The sequence below is a fragment of the Saccharopolyspora antimicrobica genome (assembly GCF_003635025.1).
GTDB classification, from domain to species: domain Bacteria; phylum Actinomycetota; class Actinomycetes; order Mycobacteriales; family Pseudonocardiaceae; genus Saccharopolyspora; species Saccharopolyspora antimicrobica.
In genome coordinates this window covers 3,927,154-3,947,530 of record NZ_RBXX01000002.1, presented here as the reverse complement: position 1 = coordinate 3,947,530, position 20,377 = coordinate 3,927,154, and the positions used below count along the sequence as shown (strand labels likewise).

24 protein-coding genes and 2 riboswitches are annotated in these 20,377 nt (G+C 69.9%); of the genes, 13 read left to right on the top strand and 11 right to left on the bottom strand.

Going from position 1 to position 20,377, the window contains the following annotated elements:
- Positions 1 to 87 precede the first annotated feature (87 nt).
- Genes ATL45_RS19215 through ATL45_RS19200 form a run of 4 tightly spaced genes read left to right on the top strand, consistent with a single transcriptional unit; the run spans position 88 to position 2,955 of the window.
- Entirely contained in the window at positions 88 to 414 is a 327-nt protein-coding gene (locus ATL45_RS19215) for a hypothetical protein (protein WP_093157835.1), read from the top strand.
- Positions 411 to 1,580 (top strand): WXG100 family type VII secretion target, encoded by a 1,170-nt coding sequence (locus ATL45_RS19210; protein ID WP_093157836.1) that lies wholly within the window; start codon positions 411 to 413, stop codon positions 1,578 to 1,580. The genes ATL45_RS19215 and ATL45_RS19210 overlap by 4 nt, the downstream gene beginning before the upstream one ends.
- 23 nt (positions 1,581 to 1,603) lie before the next feature.
- The gene (locus tag ATL45_RS19205; RefSeq protein ID WP_093157838.1) at positions 1,604 to 2,377 is read left to right on the top strand and encodes a hypothetical protein; all 774 of its coding nucleotides are present in this window, start codon (positions 1,604 to 1,606) and stop codon (positions 2,375 to 2,377) included.
- The gene (locus tag ATL45_RS19200) at positions 2,371 to 2,955 is read left to right on the top strand and encodes a hypothetical protein (RefSeq protein ID WP_143121750.1); all 585 of its coding nucleotides are present in this window, start codon (positions 2,371 to 2,373) and stop codon (positions 2,953 to 2,955) included. Before ATL45_RS19205 ends, ATL45_RS19200 begins: the two co-directional genes overlap by 7 nt.
- 212 nt (positions 2,956 to 3,167) lie before the next feature.
- On the opposite strand, the gene ATL45_RS19195 is transcribed toward ATL45_RS19200, so the two are convergent.
- From ATL45_RS19195 to lepB, 7 genes are all read right to left on the bottom strand, one after another.
- Positions 3,168 to 4,007 carry an oxygenase MpaB family protein gene (locus ATL45_RS19195; RefSeq protein ID WP_093157841.1) on the bottom strand — a complete coding sequence of 280 codons (840 nt, stop codon included), beginning with the start codon at positions 4,005 to 4,007 and terminating at the stop codon, positions 3,168 to 3,170.
- 3 nt (positions 4,008 to 4,010) lie between these two features.
- Complete coding sequence (locus ATL45_RS19190; RefSeq protein ID WP_093157842.1) at positions 4,011 to 5,153, bottom strand: alkaline phosphatase family protein; 1,143 nt, start codon at positions 5,151 to 5,153, stop codon at positions 4,011 to 4,013.
- A 62-nt stretch (positions 5,154 to 5,215) separates the two neighbouring features.
- Complete coding sequence (locus ATL45_RS19185) at positions 5,216 to 6,358, bottom strand: acyl-CoA dehydrogenase family protein (RefSeq protein WP_093157844.1); 1,143 nt, start codon at positions 6,356 to 6,358, stop codon at positions 5,216 to 5,218.
- A gap of 211 nt (positions 6,359 to 6,569) precedes the next feature.
- On the bottom strand, positions 6,570 to 7,700 hold the full coding sequence (locus ATL45_RS19180; RefSeq protein ID WP_093157845.1) for a CaiB/BaiF CoA transferase family protein: 1,131 nt from the start codon (positions 7,698 to 7,700) through the stop codon (positions 6,570 to 6,572).
- Positions 7,701 to 7,756: 56 nt separating this feature from the next.
- On the bottom strand, positions 7,757 to 8,383 hold the full coding sequence (locus tag ATL45_RS19175; protein ID WP_093157847.1) for a hypothetical protein: 627 nt from the start codon (positions 8,381 to 8,383) through the stop codon (positions 7,757 to 7,759).
- A 118-nt stretch (positions 8,384 to 8,501) separates the two neighbouring features.
- Positions 8,502 to 8,663: a hypothetical protein gene (locus tag ATL45_RS38935; protein ID WP_170210274.1), complete on the bottom strand. Its 162-nt coding sequence runs from the start codon at positions 8,661 to 8,663 to the stop codon at positions 8,502 to 8,504.
- A gap of 122 nt (positions 8,664 to 8,785) precedes the next feature.
- Positions 8,786 to 9,574 carry a signal peptidase I gene (gene lepB, locus ATL45_RS19170; RefSeq protein ID WP_093157848.1) on the bottom strand — a complete coding sequence of 263 codons (789 nt, stop codon included), beginning with the start codon at positions 9,572 to 9,574 and terminating at the stop codon, positions 8,786 to 8,788.
- A gap of 289 nt (positions 9,575 to 9,863) precedes the next feature.
- On the opposite strand from lepB, the gene ATL45_RS19165 reads away from it, so the two are divergent.
- The 4 genes from ATL45_RS19165 (at position 9,864) to ATL45_RS19150 (ending at position 13,487) form a co-directional block, all read left to right on the top strand.
- Positions 9,864 to 10,046 carry a hypothetical protein gene (locus tag ATL45_RS19165; protein ID WP_093157850.1) on the top strand — a complete coding sequence of 61 codons (183 nt, stop codon included), beginning with the start codon at positions 9,864 to 9,866 and terminating at the stop codon, positions 10,044 to 10,046.
- Positions 10,047 to 10,157: 111 nt separating this feature from the next.
- Positions 10,158 to 10,874, top strand: a complete 717-nt coding sequence (locus ATL45_RS19160; RefSeq protein WP_093157851.1) for a MerR family transcriptional regulator — start codon at positions 10,158 to 10,160, stop codon at positions 10,872 to 10,874.
- A gap of 280 nt (positions 10,875 to 11,154) precedes the next feature.
- Positions 11,155 to 12,858 (top strand): AMP-dependent synthetase/ligase, encoded by a 1,704-nt coding sequence (locus tag ATL45_RS19155; protein ID WP_093157853.1) that lies wholly within the window; start codon positions 11,155 to 11,157, stop codon positions 12,856 to 12,858.
- A 272-nt stretch (positions 12,859 to 13,130) separates the two neighbouring features.
- Positions 13,131 to 13,487, top strand: coding sequence for a VOC family protein (locus ATL45_RS19150; RefSeq protein WP_093157854.1), 357 nt, complete (start codon positions 13,131 to 13,133; stop codon positions 13,485 to 13,487).
- Positions 13,488 to 13,499: 12 nt separating this feature from the next.
- Here ATL45_RS19150 and ATL45_RS19145 read toward each other — a convergent pair whose 3' ends face one another.
- Positions 13,500 to 14,801: an MFS transporter gene (locus ATL45_RS19145; protein ID WP_093157856.1), complete on the bottom strand. Its 1,302-nt coding sequence runs from the start codon at positions 14,799 to 14,801 to the stop codon at positions 13,500 to 13,502.
- A gap of 297 nt (positions 14,802 to 15,098) precedes the next feature.
- Here ATL45_RS19145 and ATL45_RS19140 point away from each other — a divergent pair, with 297 nt between their 5' ends.
- The 3 genes from ATL45_RS19140 to ATL45_RS19130 all read left to right on the top strand — a co-directional run bounded on the left by ATL45_RS19140 (position 15,099) and on the right by ATL45_RS19130 (position 16,321).
- On the top strand, positions 15,099 to 15,509 hold the full coding sequence (locus ATL45_RS19140) for an SSI family serine proteinase inhibitor (RefSeq protein WP_093157857.1): 411 nt from the start codon (positions 15,099 to 15,101) through the stop codon (positions 15,507 to 15,509).
- An 87-nt stretch (positions 15,510 to 15,596) separates the two neighbouring features.
- Positions 15,597 to 15,986: a YidH family protein gene (locus ATL45_RS19135; RefSeq protein ID WP_093157859.1), complete on the top strand. Its 390-nt coding sequence runs from the start codon at positions 15,597 to 15,599 to the stop codon at positions 15,984 to 15,986.
- 2 nt (positions 15,987 to 15,988) lie between these two features.
- Positions 15,989 to 16,321 (top strand): DUF202 domain-containing protein, encoded by a 333-nt coding sequence (locus tag ATL45_RS19130; RefSeq protein WP_093157861.1) that lies wholly within the window; start codon positions 15,989 to 15,991, stop codon positions 16,319 to 16,321.
- Positions 16,322 to 16,438: 117 nt separating this feature from the next.
- On the opposite strand, the gene ATL45_RS19125 is transcribed toward ATL45_RS19130, so the two are convergent.
- Entirely contained in the window at positions 16,439 to 17,062 is a 624-nt protein-coding gene (locus ATL45_RS19125; protein ID WP_093157974.1) for a TetR/AcrR family transcriptional regulator, read from the bottom strand.
- Between the two features lie 119 nt (positions 17,063 to 17,181).
- On the opposite strand from ATL45_RS19125, the gene ATL45_RS19120 reads away from it, so the two are divergent.
- Positions 17,182 to 17,922, top strand: coding sequence for an SDR family NAD(P)-dependent oxidoreductase (locus ATL45_RS19120; protein WP_093157863.1), 741 nt, complete (start codon positions 17,182 to 17,184; stop codon positions 17,920 to 17,922).
- A 17-nt stretch (positions 17,923 to 17,939) separates the two neighbouring features.
- Positions 17,940 to 18,257: a DMT family transporter gene (locus tag ATL45_RS19115; protein WP_093157864.1), complete on the top strand. Its 318-nt coding sequence runs from the start codon at positions 17,940 to 17,942 to the stop codon at positions 18,255 to 18,257.
- A 109-nt stretch (positions 18,258 to 18,366) separates the two neighbouring features.
- On the opposite strand, the gene ATL45_RS19110 is transcribed toward ATL45_RS19115, so the two are convergent.
- On the bottom strand, positions 18,367 to 19,719 hold the full coding sequence (locus ATL45_RS19110; protein ID WP_093157866.1) for an L-serine ammonia-lyase: 1,353 nt from the start codon (positions 19,717 to 19,719) through the stop codon (positions 18,367 to 18,369).
- Positions 19,720 to 19,747: 28 nt separating this feature from the next.
- A complete protein-coding gene (gene gcvH, locus ATL45_RS19105; RefSeq protein ID WP_093157868.1) occupies positions 19,748 to 20,119 on the bottom strand; it encodes a glycine cleavage system protein GcvH in 372 nt (123 codons plus the stop codon).
- A 55-nt stretch (positions 20,120 to 20,174) separates the two neighbouring features.
- Positions 20,175 to 20,272: riboswitch (glycine riboswitch) on the bottom strand.
- Positions 20,273 to 20,367: riboswitch (glycine riboswitch) on the bottom strand. It lies immediately after the preceding riboswitch.
- Between the last annotated feature and the right edge of the window lie 10 nt (positions 20,368 to 20,377).

Sequence of the window (20,377 nt, the reverse complement as noted above, 5' to 3'; positions counted from 1 at the left end):
CGGAATCGGCCGGAACCGACAACGCCCGAACAACGTCGAAGCCGATGAGACTTCGGCAATCAGACGTTCTTACTCAAGGGGGACACCGTGGGTGGCGAGCTGAAGATGACGCCCGGCACGTTGTCCGGGCACGGCAGCGGCTCGGAGAGCTTGGCCGACAAGTTCGGACAGCTTGCCCAGCTGCTGGAGCAGGCGCGAACCGACGACCAGTGCTTCGGTCCCATCGGCAACGCCGTGGGCATCAGCGACAAATACTTCGAGACACTGCAGGGCTGCCAGGAGATGGCCCAGAAGGCCCAGCAGTTCCTCACCGAGACCAAGCAGGCGCTCGAAGACACCGTCAAGGACTACGACGAGACCGAGCAGCAGATCATCGAAATGCTGAACAAGGCCGGGGAAGGACTTGCGGGATGAGCGGGCCGGGAACCTTCGAAGAGCTGAACCAGGGCGACGCCACCCGCAAGAACTGGGCCGAGCAGACCCTGACCCGCGGCTCGTCCGCGGCCAACGCCGCCTACGGCATGCGGGACGCGGCGATCAACACCAACGGCGGCAACCTCGCGGACGGCTCCGCCGCACCCGAGTGGACCTCCGCGGTCATCTCGGCGCGCCAGGAGCAGATGGAGCTGCTGTCGAACCCCGGCCAGGCGCTGCTGGACAACGGCCTCGGCTTCCTGGTGTCGATCGTGATGACGCCGCTGATCGAGATCGCCGAGCAGGCCATCGGCGACCCGGAGCAGATGCGCGCCACCGGCAAGGGCTGGGATCAGGTCGCGCAGTGGCTCGACGAGGTCGCCGAGCAGGAGCCCAAGCGCGCTGAAGCGACCGCCGAGACCTGGGTCGGCGAAGACGGCAACGCCTTCCGCAAGCAGATGACCGAGTTCGGCGAAGGCACCAAGGCGCTGGCCGAGGACGTCCGCGGGCTCAAGGAGACCCTCGACGGCATTGCGGACATGTTCGACATGTTCGTCCAGTTCGTCATCGACCTGCTCACCGAGCTGATCATCAGCCTGATCATCCAGTGGCTGGCCGCGCTCGCCGCGTCGTGGATCACCGCGGGTGCCTCGGTCGGGGCCGCCGGTGCCACGACGACCGCGTCGGTCGGCATCACCGGTGGCCGGATCGCCATGCAGGTCGCGAAGATCCAGGCCCAGCTCTACAAGTGGCTGAAGAAGCTCGAAGAGCTGCTCAACCGGATCCGCGAAACCGGCAAGCTCGGCCGTCTGCTCACCCGGCAGATCTCCAAGAGCAAGATCGAAACGGTGAAGGACCCCAACACCGGTGAGGTGCTGCGCGAGTTCGCCACCTCTAAGACCAGCAACGTCTTCATGAAGGGCCAGGGGCTGCACAAGACCGGCGAGGAGGCGCTGGCCGCCAACCTCGCGGGCAAGGCGATCGGCGGCGTCCTCGGCGGCTCGCCCAGCCTCTTCGGTGCCGGGGTCAACGCCGTTACCGATACAGTCACGGGTCAGGCGGTCAAGGAGATCCCCAAGGCGATGTACGACGAGGCGGACCAGCGGATCAGCGGCGAGCTCACCCCCGAGGAGAGCAAGGCCGCGCAGGAGAAGGGCTTCTCATAACCGCGATGCGGACGGAATAGCGGATGACCTACAACTTGGAACACCTGGTCCTGAGCGCCAGATCTTGGTGGTGCAAGCCGGGAGAGCCCATCACCTGGGCTTTCCCGGATCCGTTCCACATTCCGCTGTTCGAGGTGGCCGGCCTGGACGAGCACGGCAAGCGCAAGCGCGGCCTGGCGGCCCGGGCGCTGTTCCAGGCCGGTGCGCTGTCGATGCGGGTCTCCGCCGTCTTCAACTCGGTCGACGAGCAGGCCGACGACCGGAACTCGCCGTCGGCCATCGTCTCAGCGCGCGACGCCGACTCCCTGGCCGTGCGGATGAGCGGCACCTCCGGTGACAAGTCGCCCGGTGAGAAACCGGGGATCCTGGTGGCGACGCCGACCCGGCTGGCGCTGCTGGAGATCGCCGAGTTCCCGGAAGGCTCCCGCGACTGGCTCGACAAGGGCATGGACAAGGTCATGCAGGTGACCGGCCCGGTCGGCAGGTTCGCCGACGACTTCGCGGGCGCCATGCACAGCACGATCAACAGCAAGGGGCGGTTCTTCGACCACGGGGAGCAGGTCCAGACCCCCGAGGTCGTCGAGAAGGCCTGCATCGGCGCGGACCAGGTCACCGGCTACGACGTCGGTCAGCGCAACTTCCGGCGGCCGGGCTACGACAAGGACGATCGCAGCGGGAACTACCTGCAGATCACCTTCGCGGACCAGTCCCGGCTCGATCTCCGGATTCCGTCGAAGGCCGACCCGAACCGGGCGCTCCAGCTCGCCCGCAACACGCTCGGAGGATCGACTTGGTAGCCCGGCCGGCTGACGTGGCGAAGGTGGCCGAGCACGGCTGGCTGCAGCGCGGTGAGTCGTTCCACCGGATCTTCGAACGCCGACCGGGATATCTGGCCTCCACTGTGGCCGGTCGGACCAGCGTTCCGCACACACCGGTCAACCCGGTGCCGAAGTGCACCCAGGAAGTGTCGGAGACCTACCTGAAGCCCTCCGAGCTGACCGCCCGGGGCGGCCACCTGGGCGACGAGTGGGTGCACGACTGGGGAATTCGCGGCTGGGCGAGCGCGGCCGACGGCGGCCGACTCGCCGTCCAGGTCGCCGACGTGCTGGCCGCGGGCAACGGCTACGCCTGGCTGGTCGCCACCAACCAGCGCATCGCGGTGGTCATCCCGGCCCGGTTCGTCGACCTGCCCCCGCACCAGATCCCACCGCCGGCACCGCTGCCCGGACTGAACACGTCGCTGATCACGTGGTGGCAGCAGCCGCCGAACGCGGTGGCCGGGATCCGCGACGTGCTGCTGGGGCGGACGATCGCCGGTGACCCGTTCGTCTCGATCGACTTCGCCGACGGATCCAACCTGCTGCTCCGCCAGTGACACCCCGCGGGACGGGAGCGGCGCTCGGCTGACAGGAAGGTTCCCAAGCTCCACCTCGCTCGCCGGTGGATGGCAGGAAGGTTCCCATCCTCCACCGCGCACCCGTAGCTGGCAGGCAGGTTCCCTTCCTGCGCCTCCCGCGCGCCTGGCGTGACAGGAAGGTTCCCATGCTCGCAGTCCGGTGACAGGAAAGTTCCCATGCTTTCAAGGCGTCACGGGCTGCTCGGAACTCCGGTGGTGGGCGCAGCCGCCGCGCCGAGCCGGTCCAGTGCGCGCTGGACGTGGTCGCCCGGGTAGCGGAAGCGCACCTGATCCGGGACTGCCAGCCCCGCCGCGCGGAAGCCGCGCAGCCCGGCCGCGACCACCGGCGGCGGGTACGCCGGGCGGCCGTGGACGCGGCGCGCCCAGTCCGGCAGCACCGAGTACGCCAGGTGCCCGAGCGGCAGGTAGCCGAGGTTCACCGGGAGCAGCCACCACGGCGCGAACGGACGGTGCAGGAACCGGTAGATCAGGTCGGAATCGTCGGTGCGGCGCAGCTGCGGTCGCATCCGCGCGAAGTAGGCCGCCATCTCCCGGCCCGATCCGGGCACTTCGGCGGGATCCAGCCCGACCAGTGCCGCCGACCTGCGCTGTTCGTCGAAGTACTGGTCCAGCTGGGCGGTGGTCAGCGGGAATCCGGCGCGGCGCACCACTCCGGCGAAGGACGTGACTTCCGCGCAGTGCACCCAGCGCAGCAGTTCTGGTTCGTCGAGCCTGATCTGCTCGCCGGTCCGGCGGTCGGTTCCCCGCAGCTTGCGGTGCACGCCGCGAACTCGCGCCGCCGCCGTCTCGGCTTCGGCAGTGGTGCCGTAGGTCGTGGTGGCGACGAAGTCGCCAGTGCGCTGGAGCCGTCCCAGCGGGTCGTCCTGGAACCGCGAGTTCTGCACCACGGCGGCCACCGCTCGCGGGTGCAGCGCCTGCAGGTAGAGGCCGCAGATCCCGGCAATCCACATCGCCGGATCCGCGTGCAGGTGCCAGGTCACGGTCCGCGGCCCGAACAAGCCCTCGTCCATCGGTCAACCGCCCAGCACCAGCAGCGGGATCAGCTGCTCGGCGGCCGTCAACGATCCGTGCTGGCCGCGCAGCGCGGCCTCGCCCGGTTCGGCCACCGACCGGATCACCTCGGAATCCCGCATGACCGCCAGCACGTCGCCGATGCGCGGGCGCACCGCGTCGACCACCACCGGGCCGAACCAGCCCTCGTCGATCGCCTGCTCACCGGTCAGCACCAGGCCCTGATCACCGATCCGCTCCTGCCAGGCGGCGAGCACGTCGCCGAGCGCACCGGGTTCGACGTAGACGTGCCGGGCCCGCGCTTCGCCGCCGAGCATCCGGACACCTTCCCGCAGCGCCGGGTCGGTGTCGGCGTCGAAGGCGGTGGCGGGGTCGGCTTCGACCATGCCGTGGTCGGCGATCACCGCCAGCACCGCGCCCGGCGGCAGCCGGTCGGCCAGCATCGCCACCAGGCCGTCGAGCTGGGTCAGCTGCAGCCGCCACGGCAGCGAGCCGGGTCCGTGCACGTGGCCGAGCAGGTCGAGGTGGCCGTGGTAGCCGTAGCACAGTGCCGGACCGTCGGCGTTGAGCGCGACCAGCATTTCCGCGGCCAGATCGCCGAACGCGCGCTGGCCGCGGAACTCCGCGCCGCGCATCGCGGCCCGCGTCAGGCCGCTGCCCTCGAATTCGGCGGGCACCGCGGTCCGCACGTCGACCCCGGCCGCCGCGGCGCGGTCGAACACCGTCGACATCGGCTGCGCCTGCTCCGGCGGCCAGCGCTCCAGCAGGCTGCGGCGGTCACCGCGCGATGACCAGCTCAGCGGGTGCAGCAGACCGCCGGACGGTTCGGCGAAGGTGTAGCCGACGATCCCGTGCTCCCCGGCGCACCGGCCGGTGCCCAGCGAGGTGAGGCTGGTGACCGTGGTGGTCGGGAAACCGGCCGTCAGCGGCGGCCGGGTCAGCAGGCTCGCCAGGAACGGGGCGTCCTCGGCGTGATCGCGCAGCAGGTCGTGGCCGAGCCCGTCGACCAGCAGCACCGCGGCGTTCCGGCACTCCGGGAAGCCGATGGTGTCGGTGAACCCGGCCACGCCCAGCGAGCCGAGCAGGGACGGCAGGACGTCGGGCAGCGCCCGACCGTTCCCGTCGGGAGCGACGATCCAGTCCATGGCATCGAACCTGCCACGCGAGTGCGCCGCCGGGCTAGAGCCCGATGGCGCACTCGCGGTCGTCAGAACCCCATGGAGCGACCGATGATCTCCTTCATGATCTCGGTGGTGCCGCCGTAGATGGTCTGGACGCGGGAGTCCAGGAACGCCTTGGCGACCGGGTACTCCGTCATGAACCCGTAGCCGCCGTGCAGCTGCAGGCAGCGGTCCACCACGCGCTTGTTCAGCTCGCTGAGCCACCACTTCGCCATCGCGGCGTGCTCGATGTCGAGCTCACCGCGCACGTGGTCCTGCACGCAGCGGTCGGTGAACACGCGGCCGATCTCGACCTCGGTGGCCATCTCCGCCAGTTCGAAGCGGACGTGCTGGAACTTGCCGATCGGCCGGCCGAACGCGGTGCGGTCCTTGCAGTACTCCTTGGTCGCGCCCAGCACCTTCTCGGCGATGGCCGCCGAGGCGACCGCGATCGACAGCCGCTCCTGCGGCAGGTTCTGCATCAGGTAGATGAAGCCCTGCCCCTCCTCGCCGAGCAGGTTGGTGGTGGGCACCCGCACGTCGTTGAAGAACAGCTCCGCGGTGTCCTGCGACTTCAGGCCGATCTTGTCCAGGTTGCGGCCGCGCTCGAAGCCGGGCATGCCGCGCTCCACCACCAGCAGGCTGATGCCCTCGTGCCCGGCGTCGGGATCGGTGCGGGCCACCACGATCACCAGGTCGGCGAGGATGCCGTTGGTGATGAACGTCTTCTGCCCGTTGAGGATGAAGTCGTCGCCGTCGCGCACCGCGCTGGTGCGGATGCCCTGCAGGTCGCTGCCCGCGCCGGGTTCGGTCATGGCGATCGCGGTGATCGTCTCGCCCGAGCAGAAGCCCGGCAGCCAGCGCTGCTTCTGCTCCTCGGTGGCGAGCGCCAGCAGGTAGGGCGCGACGATGTCGTTGTGCAGCGGCGAGCCGAAGCCGGAGACGCCCGCGTTGACCAGCTCCTCGTCGAACACGACGTTGAACCGGAAGTCGTCGACACCACCACCGCCGTAGCGCTCGTCGACGGCGAAGCCGAGCAGCCCCTGCGCGCCGGCCGCCAGCCAGGCGTCCCGGCTGACTACTCCGGCGGCTTCCCACTCCTCGACGTGCGGCACGAGCTCCTTGTTGACGAACGTGCGCACCGTTTCGCGGAACGCCTCGTGCTCGGGCTCGAACAACTCCCTGCGCATCGGTTCACGCCTCCATTCGATCCGTGCTGGTCATGCGAGGAAGGGAACCTTCCTGTCAACCATGCCCGCACCGCGGCGCGAGCATGGGAACTTTCCTGTCACCGCGCCCGCGCCGCAGTGCGAGCATGGGAACCTTCCTGTCATCCCGGGCCGCGGCGCGGCCGGAGGTGAGCATGGGAACCTTTCTGTCACCTCCCCCGCCGCGCCCAGGTCAGCGCTGTGTGCCGAAGGCGCCCGAGTCGAGCAGGTCCTGCGGGATCTTCCAGTCCCGCACCACGGCTTCGGTGTCCGAACCGGGCGTCGCCACCGGTCCCGGCTCGGGGTTCGGGGTGCGGCTGAAGCGCGGAGCCGGCGCCGGTTGCAGCACGCCGTCGCGGCGCACCAGGGACTCCCGGGCCGCCACGTGCGGGTGTTCCGCGGCTTCGGTCATGGACAGCACCGGGGCCACGCACGCGTCGGTGCCGTCGAACACCTCGGTCCACTCCTGGCGGGTGCGCTGCCGGAAGGTCTCGGCGAAGATCTCCCGCAGCCGCGGCCAGTTCGCCGGGTCGTCGCGGTCGGGAACCACCTCGGCCACGCCCAGCCGTTGCACCAGTTCGGCGTAGAACTGCGGTTCCAGCGCGCCGACCGACACGTACTCGCCGTCGGCCGTTTCGTAGACGTCGTAATAGGGGGCGCCAGTGTCCAGCAGGTTCGTGCCGCGCTCGGTCTTCCAGCCACCGGTGCCCAGGAATCCGAACAGCATCGCGCCGAGGTGCGCGGCACCGTCCACGATGGCCGCGTCGACGACCTGCCCGCGGCCGCTCGTGCGCGCTTCCAGCAACGCCGCCAGCACCCCGACTGCCAGGTACATCGCACCGCCGCCGAAGTCGCCGAGCAGGTTCGCCGGTACCTGCGGCGGGCCGCCCTGGCGGCCGATCGCGTGCAGCATGCCGGTCAGCGCGATGTAGTCGATGTCGTGCCCCGCGGTCGGCGCCAGCGGCCCCTGCTGACCCCAGCCCGTCATCCGCCCGTAGACGAGCCGCGGGTTGACCGCCCAGCACTGCTCCGGTCCCACGCCCAGCCGCTCGGTGACGCCGGGTCGCAGCCCTTCGAGCAGCACATCGGCCTGTTCGACCAGGGCGAGCACGGCTTCCGCGCCGCGCTCGTGCTTGAGGTCGACCTGCACCGACCGCTTGCCGCGGTTGAGCAGATCGCCTTCGCCGCCGGAGGCCGTCGGCCGGTCCACTCGGACCACCTCGGCTCCGAGGTCGGCGAGCAACATCGCGCAGAACGGCGCCGGGCCGATCCCGGCCAGTTCGACGACCTTGACTCCGGCCAGCGGTCCACCTGTTCGCGTCACGCCACACCTCTCGACGGCCTGTGTCGCGCAGCACACGAAGCGCGACGCAGTTAGTGTTACATAGCTGGTGTAACAGACGTCAAGGTTTCGCGGGCAGAGGCGACGGCGCCGACCGGCTCGTAGCCGAGCACGTCTCCCGTCGGCCCGTTCCGCTCTTCGATGACGACGACCTCGACCGGTTCGCCGTGCTCATCGCGAGCGAGCCCGATCGAGGCCCGGACCAGGCCTGGCGCGTCATGGCCGCGCAGCCGGGCGATCTCCCGGTCCACCTGCGCTCGAGCGTCCTCGACGACGGGAATCCGTCGGGTGACCCACTTCTCGGCGACCAATTCGGAATGCGCGACTACGGCGACGATCTCGGTCAACGCCCGATCCCGCTGGATGCCGGGAGCCCGCTCGTCGACCGCGGCCCTCGGGGCAGCCGCGACCTGATGGACGTAGTGATCGCGCGCCGCGGCGGTGGTCCACAGCGATTGGAGGAACAGCGCGGGTTCCGCCGGAGCGCGCAGCACCGAGAACCGGAGCAGCCCGTCCGTCCGGGGCATCACCTCCAGGGCCCGGCGAGCTGCCGCGTCGGCCTCCTCCGCCGTGGGCAACAGCCACCAGCTGTCGATCCGGGCCTGCGCGTCGTCGTGGTGGGCGGCGGGCTGGACCGGCCGCGTCTGGATCTGCTGATCAGTCATGACACCACCTTGAAAGCTCGACATTGGCCGAAGTCAAGGGCGTCGCACCGGAAGGTGGTGACATGCGGGAAAACCGTTGGCGGAGCGCTCAGGATTGCCCCAGGAACAACCGCAGGCACTACTCCACCAACGTCGCCAACGACGATTCGAACTGCGCCCGCTGGTCCTCCGGGGTCCGTGCGGCTGCGTACTGCAGGACGATGGCGCCGCGGCTGAAGGCATCCGTGCCGAACCGCGCGGCGAACCGCGTCGCCGCGGATTCGTCCGCGAAGGACAGCACCGACACCACGTCGGTCGTGATTACCAGGGCGGCACAGCGCCGCCCTGCCGAACATTGATCGCGAACCGAACGGAACCGGTTACCCGTCGAACGGGTGAACCCGCTGCCCGAGCAAGCCGCATTCAGCGCGGGAAAGGGCTCTCTCTTCGTCGCGACCTGCGCACGAGCGCGGTCACCGCGAGGACCAGGAGCCACACGAAGCCGATCCCGCAGAGCAATGCGCCGACGGGTGCTGCCCAGAACAAGTAGGCGTAGCGCTGATCCGCTGGAGCGGGCGTGGCCAGGCCGACATCGGTGAACGCCGAGGTCGTCGGCACGTCCCTCGGGGTGGTCCACGGCTCGTGGATTCCCACCACCGGTCCCGCGATCGCGGAAACGGGGATGCTCCCCCGCCCTTGCTGGTCGCGATGAACCCGGGAGTCCGCGGAGTTCGCCCGCCAGTCACCGAGGACGAAGACCATGCCCTGGGGCACGACCTCCTCGAACGGCAACTGCCCGGCCTGCTCGCCCGAGGGATCGTCGTGGCGGACGTAGTCCTCGGAGATCGGCGTACCGTTCACCTGGATCCGGCCCTGCTGGTCGCAGCAGGAGACCGCGTCCCCGCCGACCGCGACGACCCTCTTGATGAACGACTCGTCGAAGGACCAGGACGACCCGTCGAAGACGACGACGTCGCCCCGCTGCACGTCGCGACCACCGGTCACAGCGACGATCACGTCCTCGCCGGGCTGCACGGTGTTGCTCATGTCGGGGGCCGAGACGGGGTAGATCGCGTAGTTGGTCCACAACACGGTCGACGCCCCGACGCAGGCCAGCAGACCGACGGCCATGACTGTTGCGGCCAACGTCCACGAAACCCACCGGGTGGGGCCGGACCTCGTCGAGCGTCGGCGGTCGTCCACCGCGACCATGTGCGCACCTTCCCTCAAGAGCGCCGCGCCGGCTGATCCCTCGGCGATCCGACCGCCAGTCGAAGGAAGCACCACGAGAGCGCCTTGCCCTGGCGAGGATGACGAAGACGCGGTCCGCACCTAGCGGTCTCGCAGCTGTGAAACCTCAGACTACCCAACGCCTTCCAGACATTTTCTCCCGCCACCGCAGGGGAATTCGAATCGCAGCGCTCAGCGCCGTGGAGGGGGCTGCGCTTTCCGCGTCCGAGCCCCCGGAATAACGCCCCAGCGCGGCGCGAGCCGCAAGCTCTTGCACCGGTTCGCGACCGAAGCCCGGCAAGCCGGGTGCTCGCACATCGCGCTCAAGGCCGACGAGTTCTCGGAGAATTCGGGTGCGTTCTTCACCGACATGGGGCTCTACGCGCTGGATCCGAATCTCCCGGACCACTTGCTGGGCACGGACCCGGCCTCCTTGATCGAGCGGACCGGGTAGTCCGACGCTCTCGTCTCGACGAGGTCTGCGGAGAGCGCGTCGGGGCAGGTCAAGGGCCCGCCGTATATGACAGCGTTGGTGTTACAGCGGTTGAGGAGTACCGTTGCGGGCATGCTCCGAACTGCGGACGAAGAGCTCACCATCGACGAACTGGCCGCCCGCGCCGGAGTCACCGTGCGGACCGTCCGGTTCTACTCCTCGCGCGGTCTGCTGCCGCCGCCCCGCCTGCGCGGCCGGCTCGGCCTCTACGGCGGCGACCACCTCGCGCGGCTCGACCTCATCCGGGAGCTGCAGGCGCTCGGCTTCACGCTGTCGGCGATCGAACGCCACCTGGCGCGCCTGCCCGAGGACGCCTCGCCCGATGATCTCGCCCTGCAGCGCGCGCTCATAGCGCCGTGGACCGACGAGCACGCCGAAGACCTGGAGCGCCACGAGCTCGACCGCCGCGCCGGGCGGCACCTGGACGACGAGCTGGTCGACCAGCTGATCGATCTCGGCATCCTGCAGCGGATCCCGGGGTCCACCGCCTTGCGGGCGCCCAGCCCGGCGATGCTCGGAGTCGGGCTGCAGATCCTCGACCTGGATCTGCCGTCGGAGATGCTGGTGCAGGCGAAGGCGATCGTCGAGCAGCACACCGCGCAGATCGCCGCCGAGCTGCGCGAGCTGTTCGCCGCGAACGTGCTGCGCCCCTACGTCGAGCGCGGCCGCCCGGAGGACGAGCGGGAACGGGTCCGCGCCACGACCGACCAGCTGCGCCCGCTGACGATCCAGGTGCTGGTCAACGGGTTCCAGCGGGCCGTCAACGACGTCATCCGCGACCACGTCTGAGCGGGCCGCCCGGCGCTGAAAGACCTTCCGTTTCGGCTGGTCAGCAGCCGTGAGTACTTTGGGGTGTCATAGCACCCCAAAGTACTCACGGGTCGCCACCAGCGGAAATGCCCCGAGCCGCCGCACCGGCACCGCTCCGCGACGCGTAGCAATCGGAAAGGATCGTTGAGCCTGCTGGGCGATTGAAGGCTCGGCCGCTGGCCAACTCGACCCCCCGTGCGGTTTCATCGCGTGACGACCGTCACGCCGTACCGGGTGCGTCGAGGGGAGCTCAGCCGCGATGAGCGATTCGGAAGCATGGGCGACCGCAGCGCTGGAGACGACTGTCCCGCAGTTGTTCTCGCGCAACGTCGCGCAGTTCCCGCAGGAGCCCGCGCTGACCGACGGCGATCGGACGCTGACCTGGGAGCAGGCCCAGCAGGAGGTCCAGGTGCTGGCCGCCGGTCTCGCCGCGCTCGGCCTGCAACGCGGCCAGACCGTGCTGATCATGGTGCCGAACCGGGTCGAGCACTGGCTGATCGACGTGGCGGCCACCCACCTCGGCGCCGTACCCAGCACCCTCTACCCCACGCTCAGCCAGGACCAGGTGCACTACATCGCCCACCACAGCCGCGCCAAGATCGTGGTGCTCGACGGAGCCGATCAGCTGCGCCGCTGGTCCAAGACACTGCGCAACGCCTCCGCCATCGAGCACGTCGCGGTGCTCGACGAACAGGTGATGGTGTCGGCCGACGAGCGGTTCCGGACGTGGGACCGGCTCCGGGCGCTCGGCGAGCAGCGCTTGCGCGAAGATCCCGAGCTGGTGCAGCGGGCCTCGGCGGCGACCAACCCGGCGGACCCGGCCGCGATCCTCTACACCTCCGGCACCACGGGCGAGCAGAAGGGCGTGGTGCTGACCCACCGCAACATCTGCTTCGCCGCGGCGTCCCTGCACCAGGCCACGCAAGCCGAACGGCACGCGCCGCGGATCTGCTACCTGCCGCTGGCCCACATCGCCGAGCGCATGGTGGGGATCTACGCGGCCATCCACGACGTCGCCCACGTGCACTTCTGCGCCGATCCGAAGCAGCTGCCCGCGACGCTGGCCCGCGCCCGGCCGGCGCTGTTCTTCGCCGTCCCGAGGATCTGGGAGAAGCTCGCCGCCGCGCTCCGCGGCATCCCGGCCGAGCAGCGCACCTCGCAGGCGCGGCGGTTGCGCTCCCGGCTCGGGCTCGACCGCGCCACGTGGCCGGCCAGCGGTGCCGCCCCGATCGACAGCGAGCTGGTGGAGCTGTTCAGCACCATCGGCGTGGACATCTTCGAGCTGTGGGGCATGACCGAGACGTCCGGCTGCGCGACCACCAACCACGCGGGCGCGAACCGCCCCGGCACGGTGGGCCGCGCGGTTCCCGGAGTGGAGCTGCGGATCGGCGACGACGGCGAAGTGCTGGTGCGCGGCCCGCTGGTGTGCGCGGGCTACCTCGAACCGGACGGCGTGATCCGCCCGGCCGCCGATGCCGACGGGTGGCTGCGCACCGGCGACATCGGAGTCCTCGACGACGACGGTTTCCTGAGCATCACCGACCGCAAGAAGGAGCTGATCATCTCCGCCGGTGGCAAGAACATCGCGCCCACCGCGGTGGAGAACGCGCTGCGCGCGCATCCGCTGCTCGGCCACGCGCTGGTGTTCGGCGACCGCCGCCCGTACCTGGTCGCGCTGCTGGTACTCGACGAGGACGCGGCGCCGAAGTGGGCGCGCGAACGCGGAATCTCCTTCAACTCCCTGCGCGAACTGGCCGAGCACCCGGCGGTCCAGTCCGAAGTGGCCACCGCGGTGGCGGCCGCGAACTCCCGGCTGAACCGGCCGGAACAGGTGAAGCAGTACCGGGTTCTCGCCCACTCGTGGGGCGTCGAGGGCGGCGAGCTGACCCCGACGCTGAAGCTCAAGCGCCGGGTGATCCACGAGAAGTACGCCGACATCATCGACCAGCTCTACGCCACCTGACCGCGGAGCGGGCGCGAGCAAGGGAACCTTCCTGTCATCCGCGCGCCCGCGAGCGCGAGCATGGGAACCTTCCTGTCACCGAGATGCGAGCATGGGAACCTTCCTGTCATCCCGGCGCGGGCCTGCGCAGGGGAACTTCCCTGTCACGCCGGTGCGAGCATGGGAACCTTCCTGTCACGGCGGAGCCGGCGGTGAGTTCCGGGCGCGGTCCGAGTCCACTTCCGGAAGGACCGTTCGCGGGCCGTGGCCCGCGTGAACCGCAAAGGACTCCGATGACCATCGAACCGATCATCATCACGTCGGACATCGATCGCTTGCAGGGCTTCTACCGGGCGGTGTTCGGCGCCGAGGAGGCCTCGCGCGTGCCAGCCGAGGGCACCGTCTTCTTCCTCGGCCTGCAGATCCGCGGCGCCGGGCTCGGGCTCGTCCAGGACGACGCGGCGAAACCCGGCGAGCCGGGCCGTGTCCTGCTCAACTTCTTCGTCGACAACGTCGACGAAGTGCTGGCACGGGTCGCACCGGCGGGCGGCGAGGTGCTGGGGCCGCCCAACGACATGCCGTGGGGCCAGCGCGTCGCGCACGTCAAGGACCCGGACGGCAACGCGGTGAACCTCACCCAGCCGATCTGACGGCCCCGCAGCTCACTCCCGCTCGGACTCGGCCCACCTGGTCGGCTCGCCGGTGATCACCAGGCAGATCACCGTGACCAGCGCACCGGCCACCAGGTACGCGGCGATGGGCCAGGACGCGCCGCCGGAGAAGCTCAGCAGCGCCGTCGCCACCACCGGGGACAACCCGCCGCCGAGCACCGAGCCGCTCTGGTAGCCCAGGGACACCCCGGTGTAGCGGACCTTCGTGGCGAACAGCTCGGCGCAGAACGCCGCCATCGGCCCGAAGACCGCCGCCGAACCGGCGTAGCCCAGGGTCATCGCCAGCACGATCAGCGCCGGGTTCGCGGTGTCCAGCAGCCAGAACATCGGGAAGGCGTACACCGCGAGGAAGATCCCGCCGCCGAGCATCACCTGGGTGCGGCCGAGGCGGTCCGAGAGGTGGGAGAACAGCAGGATCCCGGCGATCTGCGCCGCCGATCCGCACAGGCTGCCCAGCAGCATCACGTCGCGGGTCGCGCCCAGCTTCTCGGTGCCGTAGGTCAGCAGGAACGTGGTCAGGATGAAGATGAACGTGTTGAAGCCCAGGTTGACCCCGGCCGACAGCACGATCTGCCGCCAGGAGCGCGCGAACGCCTCGGCCACCGGCAGCCTGGCGCGCTCGCCGCGCTGGCGGATCTTCGCGAACTCCGGGCTCTCGGCCAGCCGCAGCCGCACGTACAGGCCGACCCCGACCAGCACCAGGCTCACCAGGAACGGAAGTCGCCATCCCCAGGTGAGGAACTGGTCGCCGGAGATGGCGGTGGCCCCGGCGAACGCGCCGGTGGCCAGGAACATCCCGGTCGGCGAGCCCAGGAACGTCCACCCGCCGTACCAGCCGTGCCGGTGCGGCGGGGCGTGCTCCACCGCCATCAGCACCGCGCCGCCCTGTTCCCCGCCGAGGAAGAAGCCCTGGATCACGCGCAACGTCACGAGCAGCAGCGGCGCCCACACACCGACCTGGTGGTAGGTGGGCAGCAATCCGATCAGCGCCGTGCACACACCGGTCACGCTCAGGGTGATCACGAGCATCCGCTTGCGGCCCACCAAGTCGCCGAAGTGCCCGATGACCGCGGCGCCCAGCGGCCGGGCGAGGAACCCGGCCCCGAAGGTGGCGAACGCCAGCAGCGCGCCCACCCACGGGTCTCCGGAGGGGAAGAACAGCTTGTTGAACACCACGGCGGCCGCGGTGCCGTAGATCAGGAAGTCGTAGAGCTCGATCGTGTTGCCGACCGCGCTGGCGAACGCGGCCTTGCGCACCGCGACGCGGTCCGGGCCCGCGGGTGCCGATGCCATCTGGTCTCCTGTCCATCGCCGAGGCCCCCGGGAGCGGTCGTCGCCACGCACGACGACCCGGGCCCGGGATCACAATGGCCAGTGATCCGCGAAAGGTCCACCACCTTTTCGCGCATCACCCCTCGGACGAGCGATGTCGAACAAGGTCGAAATGTCCTGTTCAGTGACCGTTCGTACAGCAAACCTGCCTGGGCGAACCCCTTTCCGGTGGTCCAGAGCCGCGATGTGCGGCACTTCGGACGGGTGCGGCGATAAAGGGAAGCGGAATGCCTCTCCAAACCCAGGAGGACTGACGAGATGGTCGAAACACGGCTCACCGGCCGCATCTTCCTCGCCGCAGCCACCCTCGCGGGCACTGCACTCGCCCCGGCGCTGGCCAACGCGGAACCCGCGGCGGAAGCGAACTGGAGCACCCTGAACCTCACGGTCAGCAGCGCGAATCGCGACGAGGTCCCGCGGAACGCCGTGCTGAACTGTCATCCGGCGGGCGGTACGCACCCGCACGCCCTCTCCGCCTGCCAGACGCTCAACGCGGTCGGCGGTGATCTCACCAAGCTCACCGAAGCGCAGAGCACGTGCAACTTCATCCACAAGCCGGTGACCTACACCGCGCGCGGCACCTGGCAGGGACGGCCGGTCACCTTCGAGAAGACCTACTCGAACAAGTGCATCGCGGATGCCTCCACCGGCAAGGTGTTCGCCTTCTGAGCAGTGCGTCGGGCCCCGCAGGCACGCGGGGCCCGACACCGCTCCGGCACGGGCCGTCACGTTCCGCACCCGGGTTACCGTGAGCTCATGGCATCCGACCGGGAAGAGCATTCGCGCTGGCCCAAGCGGCTCTACGAGCAGGGCGACGAACCCGATCCCCGGTTCACCCTCGCCAACGAGCGCACCTTCCTGGCCTGGATCCGCACCGCGCTGGCGCTGATGGCGGGCGGCGTCGGCATCGAAGCGCTCAACGCGGTCACCGGCCACCCGAATCCACTCCGGACAGCCCTGGCGGTGGCGCTGCTGCTCGCCGGGGTGCTCTGCAGCGCAACGGCTTTCACGCGGTGGATGACCACCGAGCGCGCCTTGCGGCAGGGCCGCCCGCTGCCCGCGCCGCGCCTGGCACCGGCGCTCGGGTACGGGCTGGGCGTGATCGGGGTGGCCTCCTGCGTCCTGCTGCTGCTCACCGGGGTCTGATCATGGCGCGACGGCCCGAGGGCCCGTGGGATCCGGGCTTGCAGATCGAGCGCACCACCCTCGCCTGGTTGCGAACGACGCTCGCGTTCGTCATCGGACTGCTGGTGCTGCTGCGGCTCATGGGCCACGTGAACTTGCTGGCCGCGCTGATCTGCGCGGCACTGGCGCTGCCGCTCGGGCTGACCATCGGCTGGCTGCTCTGGCGCCGCCACCTCGACGGCGAACGCCGCCTGCGCGAACGAGCGCCGCTCCCCGGCGGAGCGCTGCCGGCGGCGGTGACGGCGCTGGCGGTTGTGGCGGGCTGCTCCGGCCTGGCCTTCGTGCTCTTCGCCTGACTCCGGTGTGGACGGTCGCGCGAGGATGGGAACTTTCCTGTCACCGCGACCCGTCGCGCACCCGCGCGAGCATGGGAACCTTCCTGTCACGGCCCTGCGAGCATGGGAACCTTTCTGTCATCCCGCCCGCGACTGCGGCTCGCCGACCAGGCCGGGCCAAGCCGACATCGCGCAGTCGATGATCGCGTGCGCGGTTTCGCGGGAGCAGCCGTCGCGGGCCTGGATCGACAAGCCCTGCAGGACGGTCAGGTAGAACGAGGCGATCGCCTCCAGATCGGCATCTTCCGGGACGTCTCCCTCGGCGACCGCGCGGTCCAGCCGCGCGCGGACCGCGCGGTGGTCGTCCCTGCGGCATTCGGCGAGGAAGTCCTGGACGCGCTGGTTGTCCGGCCCGCAGTTGGTCGCCGCGAGCACGACCATGCAACCGCGCGGCGTGCCGGGGTCCACATAGGCGTCGGCGTTGTCGCGCAGCATCGCCTCGATCGACTCACGCGCAGTCGGGTGCTTCCCGAGCGAGTGCTCCCCCACCGCTTCATCAGCGCTGTTGTAGAGGGCGATCGTTTCGCGGAAGAGGTTCTCCTTGGAGCCGAAGGCGGCGTAGAGGCTCGGTGAGCTGATGCCCATCGCCGTCGTGAGGTCGGTCAGCGACGTCGCCTCGTAGCCCCTTTCCCAGAACAGCTCCATCGCGGCCCGCAGCGCGGCTGCGCGGTCGAAGCTGCGCGGTCGACCTGGCGGCGGCATCTCGTCCTCCTCGCGAACTCCGGCGCGGGTCATCATCGCCGACCCGATCTGCGTTGACGCCTCAGGGTATCCCGTGCTAGCCATTTATATGTCGTTCGATACATAATAATGAGGTGCTCATGACGTCACTAGCGGGCAAGGTTGCTCTGATTACCGGCGGCGGACGCGGGATCGGGGCCGGGATCGCCGAACGGCTGGCCGCCGACGGCGCCGATGTCGCGATCACCTACAACACCGGTGCCGAGCGGGCCGACGCCGTCGTCGGGAAGATCTCGGGAACCGGTCGCCGCGGTCTGGCGATCGCCGCACCCGCCACCGACGCCGCAGCGGTGGCGAACGCGGTTCAGCGCACTGTCGACGAGTTCGGCCGGCTGGACGTCCTGGTCAACAACGCCGGGATCTACACCTACGGCACGATCGACGAGCTGACCCTCGACCAGTTCGACGAGATCGTCGCCGTCCACGTGCGCGCGGTGTTCGTGGCGGTGCAGGCCGCCATCGCCCACCTGCCCGAAGGCGGGCGGATCATCAACATCGGGAGCAATCTCGCCGAACGGGTTCCCGGCCCCGGCCTGAGCCTGTACTCGCTGAGCAAGTCCGCGCTGGTCGGCTTCACCAAGGGCCTCGCCCGCGACCTGGGCCCGCGCGGCATCACGGCCAACGTGGTCCAACCCGGCTCGACCGACACCGAGATGAACCCGGCCGACGGGCCGGAGGCCGACGCCGAACGGGCGCTGACCGCGCTCGGCCGCTACGCCACGCCCGCCGACATCGCGGCGACCGTCGCGCACCTCGCCGGGGAATCCGGTCGCAACATCACGGGCACCTCGATCACCGTCGACGGCGGCGCCAACGCCTGAACCGGGAGGGCACCGAAATGGCCTGGATCCTGCTCATCGTCGCCGGCCTGCTCGAGATCGTCTGGTCGCTGGCGTTGAAGCACGCGGAAGGCATGACGCGGCTGTGGCCGGCGGTCGTGGGAATCGCGGTCGCCATGGTGAGCCTCGGCCTGCTGTCGGTCGCGCTGAAGCACCTGCCGGTCGGCAGCGCCTACGCGATCTGGGTCGGCATCGGCACGATCGGCGTCGCGGCCGTCGGAATGCTCGCCTTCGGCGAACCGGTGACGTGGCCGCGCCTGGCGTTCCTGGCGCTGATCCTGGTCGGCATCGCCGGTCTCAAGTTCGCCGAAGCCTGACCCCGGGGCCTTCCTGCCGCCCGTCCGGTGACAGGAAGGTTCCCATCCTCGCGTCAACGGCGCGGGCGGTGACAGGAAAGTTCCCATCCTCGCACCGCCCGCACCGGGATCAGCACTCGATGACGTTGACCGCGAGCCCGCCGCGGGCGGTCTCCTTGTACTTGACCTTCATGTCGCGGCCGGTCTCGCGCATCGTCTTGATCACCTTGTCCAGCGAGACGAAGTGGTTGCCGTCGCCGCGCAGCGCCATCCGCGCCGCGGTGATCGCCTTGACCGAGGCCACCGCGTTGCGCTCGATGCACGGGATCTGCACCAGCCCGCCGATCGGATCGCAGGTGAGCCCGAGGTTGTGCTCCATCGCGATCTCGGCGGCGTTCTCCACCTGGCGCGGCGTGCCGCCGAGCACCTCCGCCAGCCCGGCCGCGGCCATCGAGCACGCCGAACCGACCTCGCCCTGGCACCCGACCTCGGCCCCGGAGATCGAGGCGTTCTCCTTGAACAGCACCCCGACCGCGCCCGCCGCCAGCAGGAACCGCACCACGCCGTCGTCGTTCGCACCGGGCACGAACCGGGTGTAGTAGTGCAGCACCGCCGGGACGATGCCCGCCGCACCGTTGGTCGGGGCCGTCACCACCCGGCCACCGGCCGCGTTCTCCTCGTTCACCGCGAGCGCGAACAGGGTGACCCACTCCAGCGGGTCGTCCTGACCGGTCAGCGCCGCGGCCAGCTCCGCGGCCCGCCGCTTGACCTTCAGCCCGCCGGGCAGTTCCCCGGTGTTGCGGCAGCCGTTGTCCACGCACTCCTGCATGACGTGCCAGATGTCCAGCAGTTCCTTGCGGACCGCGTCCTCACCGCGCCACGACAGCTCGTTGGCCAGCATGACGCCGCTGATGGACAGCCCGGACTCCGCTGTGCGGTCGAGCAGTTCCGCTCCGGTGCGGAACGGCAGCCGCAGCTCGGTCTCGTCCGGTTTGATCCGGTCGGCGCCGGTCTCCTCCTCGTCGACGACGAAACCGCCGCCCACCGAGTAGTACACCGCGCTGTCCAGCTCGGTGTCCCCGGCGAACGCGGTGAACCGCATCCCGTTCGGGTGCACCGGCAGGGACCTGCGGCGGTGCATCACGAGATCGCGGTCCGAGCTGAACCGGATCTCGTGCGTGCCGTCCAGGCGCAACCGCCCCGTCGCGCCGATCTCGGCGACCCGGTCCGCCACCGCGGCCGGATCGACGGTCTCCGGGTTGTGGCCCTCCAGGCCCAGCAGCACCGCCTTCGGGCTGCCGTGCCCGTGCCCGGTGGCACCCAACGAGCCGAACAACTCCGCTTTGACCCTTGTGACCTGCGGAATCAAGTCGGCATCGAGCAGTCTCCGCGCGAATCGCTTGGCCGCTCGCATCGGCCCCACGGTGTGCGAACTGGACGGTCCGATGCCCACTGAGAACAGGTCGAAGACACTGATCGCCATTGATCGCCTCCGCTGCTGCCCGGCTCCGCTACTGCTCGATCAGTTCGGCATACTGCTGAGCGGTGAGCACAGCACCGGTACCGGTGGCGCGCACCTCCAGCAGCCAGCCGCCGGCGAACGGCTCGGCGTTGACCAGCGCCGGGTCTTCCACGACGGACTCGTTGACGGCGACGACCTCACCGGTGACCGGGGCGAACAGGTCGCTCACGGACTTGGTGGACTCCAGCTCACCGCAGGTCTGCCCGGCCTCGATCTGGTCGCCGACCTCCGGCAGCTGCACGAAGACGATGTCGCCGAGCGCGTCCGCGGCGTGCTGGGTGATGCCGATGCGGACCAGCTCGTCGCGGTCCTCGATCCACTCGTGCTCTTCGGTGTAGCGCAGGTTCTCGGGCAGGGACATGGTGGGAGGCTCCATAGCGGTCTGGAGGGCGCCGGATGCGCCCGGAATGTGCTGGGCCTCCCCCTCTGTTTCGGGACCTGAGAGCTTCGCCGCTGATCAGCGGCTTGCACCGTGGGTGGCGCGTCAGCTGTGACGCGCGCTTTCCAGAGTTGCCTCGCCCGAACGGTCATGGGTGCCTGAGAGTTTGTGGGGAGTCTTGCTCCTTCGGCGCCCTGCAGTGCGCGCAGGGTCTCTCCCGCACGGGGTCGACGGCCGGTA

Bases quoted from the DNA above. Each gene is read 5' to 3' on its own strand.
- ATL45_RS19190 (WP_093157842.1), bottom strand. From the start codon at position 5,153: ATGGACTGGATCGTCGCTCCCGACGGGAACGGTCGGGCGCTGCCCGAC.
- gcvH (WP_093157868.1), bottom strand. From the start codon at position 20,119: ATGTCCCTGCCCGAGAACCTGCGCTACACCGAAGAGCACGAGTGGATC.
- ATL45_RS19175 (WP_093157847.1), bottom strand. From the start codon at position 8,383: ATGACTGATCAGCAGATCCAGACGCGGCCGGTCCAGCCCGCCGCCCAC.
- lepB (WP_093157848.1), bottom strand. From the start codon at position 9,574: ATGGTCGCGGTGGACGACCGCCGACGCTCGACGAGGTCCGGCCCCACC.
- ATL45_RS19125 (WP_093157974.1), bottom strand. From the start codon at position 17,062: ATGCCGCCGCCAGGTCGACCGCGCAGCTTCGACCGCGCAGCCGCGCTG.
- ATL45_RS19150 (WP_093157854.1), top strand. From the start codon at position 13,131: ATGACCATCGAACCGATCATCATCACGTCGGACATCGATCGCTTGCAG.
- ATL45_RS19120 (WP_093157863.1), top strand. From the start codon at position 17,182: ATGACGTCACTAGCGGGCAAGGTTGCTCTGATTACCGGCGGCGGACGC.
- ATL45_RS19185 (WP_093157844.1), bottom strand. From the start codon at position 6,358: ATGCGCAGGGAGTTGTTCGAGCCCGAGCACGAGGCGTTCCGCGAAACG.
- ATL45_RS19155 (WP_093157853.1), top strand. From the start codon at position 11,155: ATGAGCGATTCGGAAGCATGGGCGACCGCAGCGCTGGAGACGACTGTC.
- ATL45_RS19135 (WP_093157859.1), top strand. From the start codon at position 15,597: ATGGCATCCGACCGGGAAGAGCATTCGCGCTGGCCCAAGCGGCTCTAC.
- ATL45_RS19115 (WP_093157864.1), top strand. From the start codon at position 17,940: ATGGCCTGGATCCTGCTCATCGTCGCCGGCCTGCTCGAGATCGTCTGG.
- ATL45_RS19210 (WP_093157836.1), top strand. From the start codon at position 411: ATGAGCGGGCCGGGAACCTTCGAAGAGCTGAACCAGGGCGACGCCACC.
- ATL45_RS19160 (WP_093157851.1), top strand. From the start codon at position 10,158: ATGCTCCGAACTGCGGACGAAGAGCTCACCATCGACGAACTGGCCGCC.
- ATL45_RS19195 (WP_093157841.1), bottom strand. From the start codon at position 4,007: ATGGACGAGGGCTTGTTCGGGCCGCGGACCGTGACCTGGCACCTGCAC.
- ATL45_RS19110 (WP_093157866.1), bottom strand. From the start codon at position 19,719: ATGGCGATCAGTGTCTTCGACCTGTTCTCAGTGGGCATCGGACCGTCC.
- ATL45_RS19205 (WP_093157838.1), top strand. From the start codon at position 1,604: ATGACCTACAACTTGGAACACCTGGTCCTGAGCGCCAGATCTTGGTGG.
- ATL45_RS19145 (WP_093157856.1), bottom strand. From the start codon at position 14,801: ATGGCATCGGCACCCGCGGGCCCGGACCGCGTCGCGGTGCGCAAGGCC.
- ATL45_RS19130 (WP_093157861.1), top strand. From the start codon at position 15,989: ATGGCGCGACGGCCCGAGGGCCCGTGGGATCCGGGCTTGCAGATCGAG.
- ATL45_RS19140 (WP_093157857.1), top strand. From the start codon at position 15,099: ATGGTCGAAACACGGCTCACCGGCCGCATCTTCCTCGCCGCAGCCACC.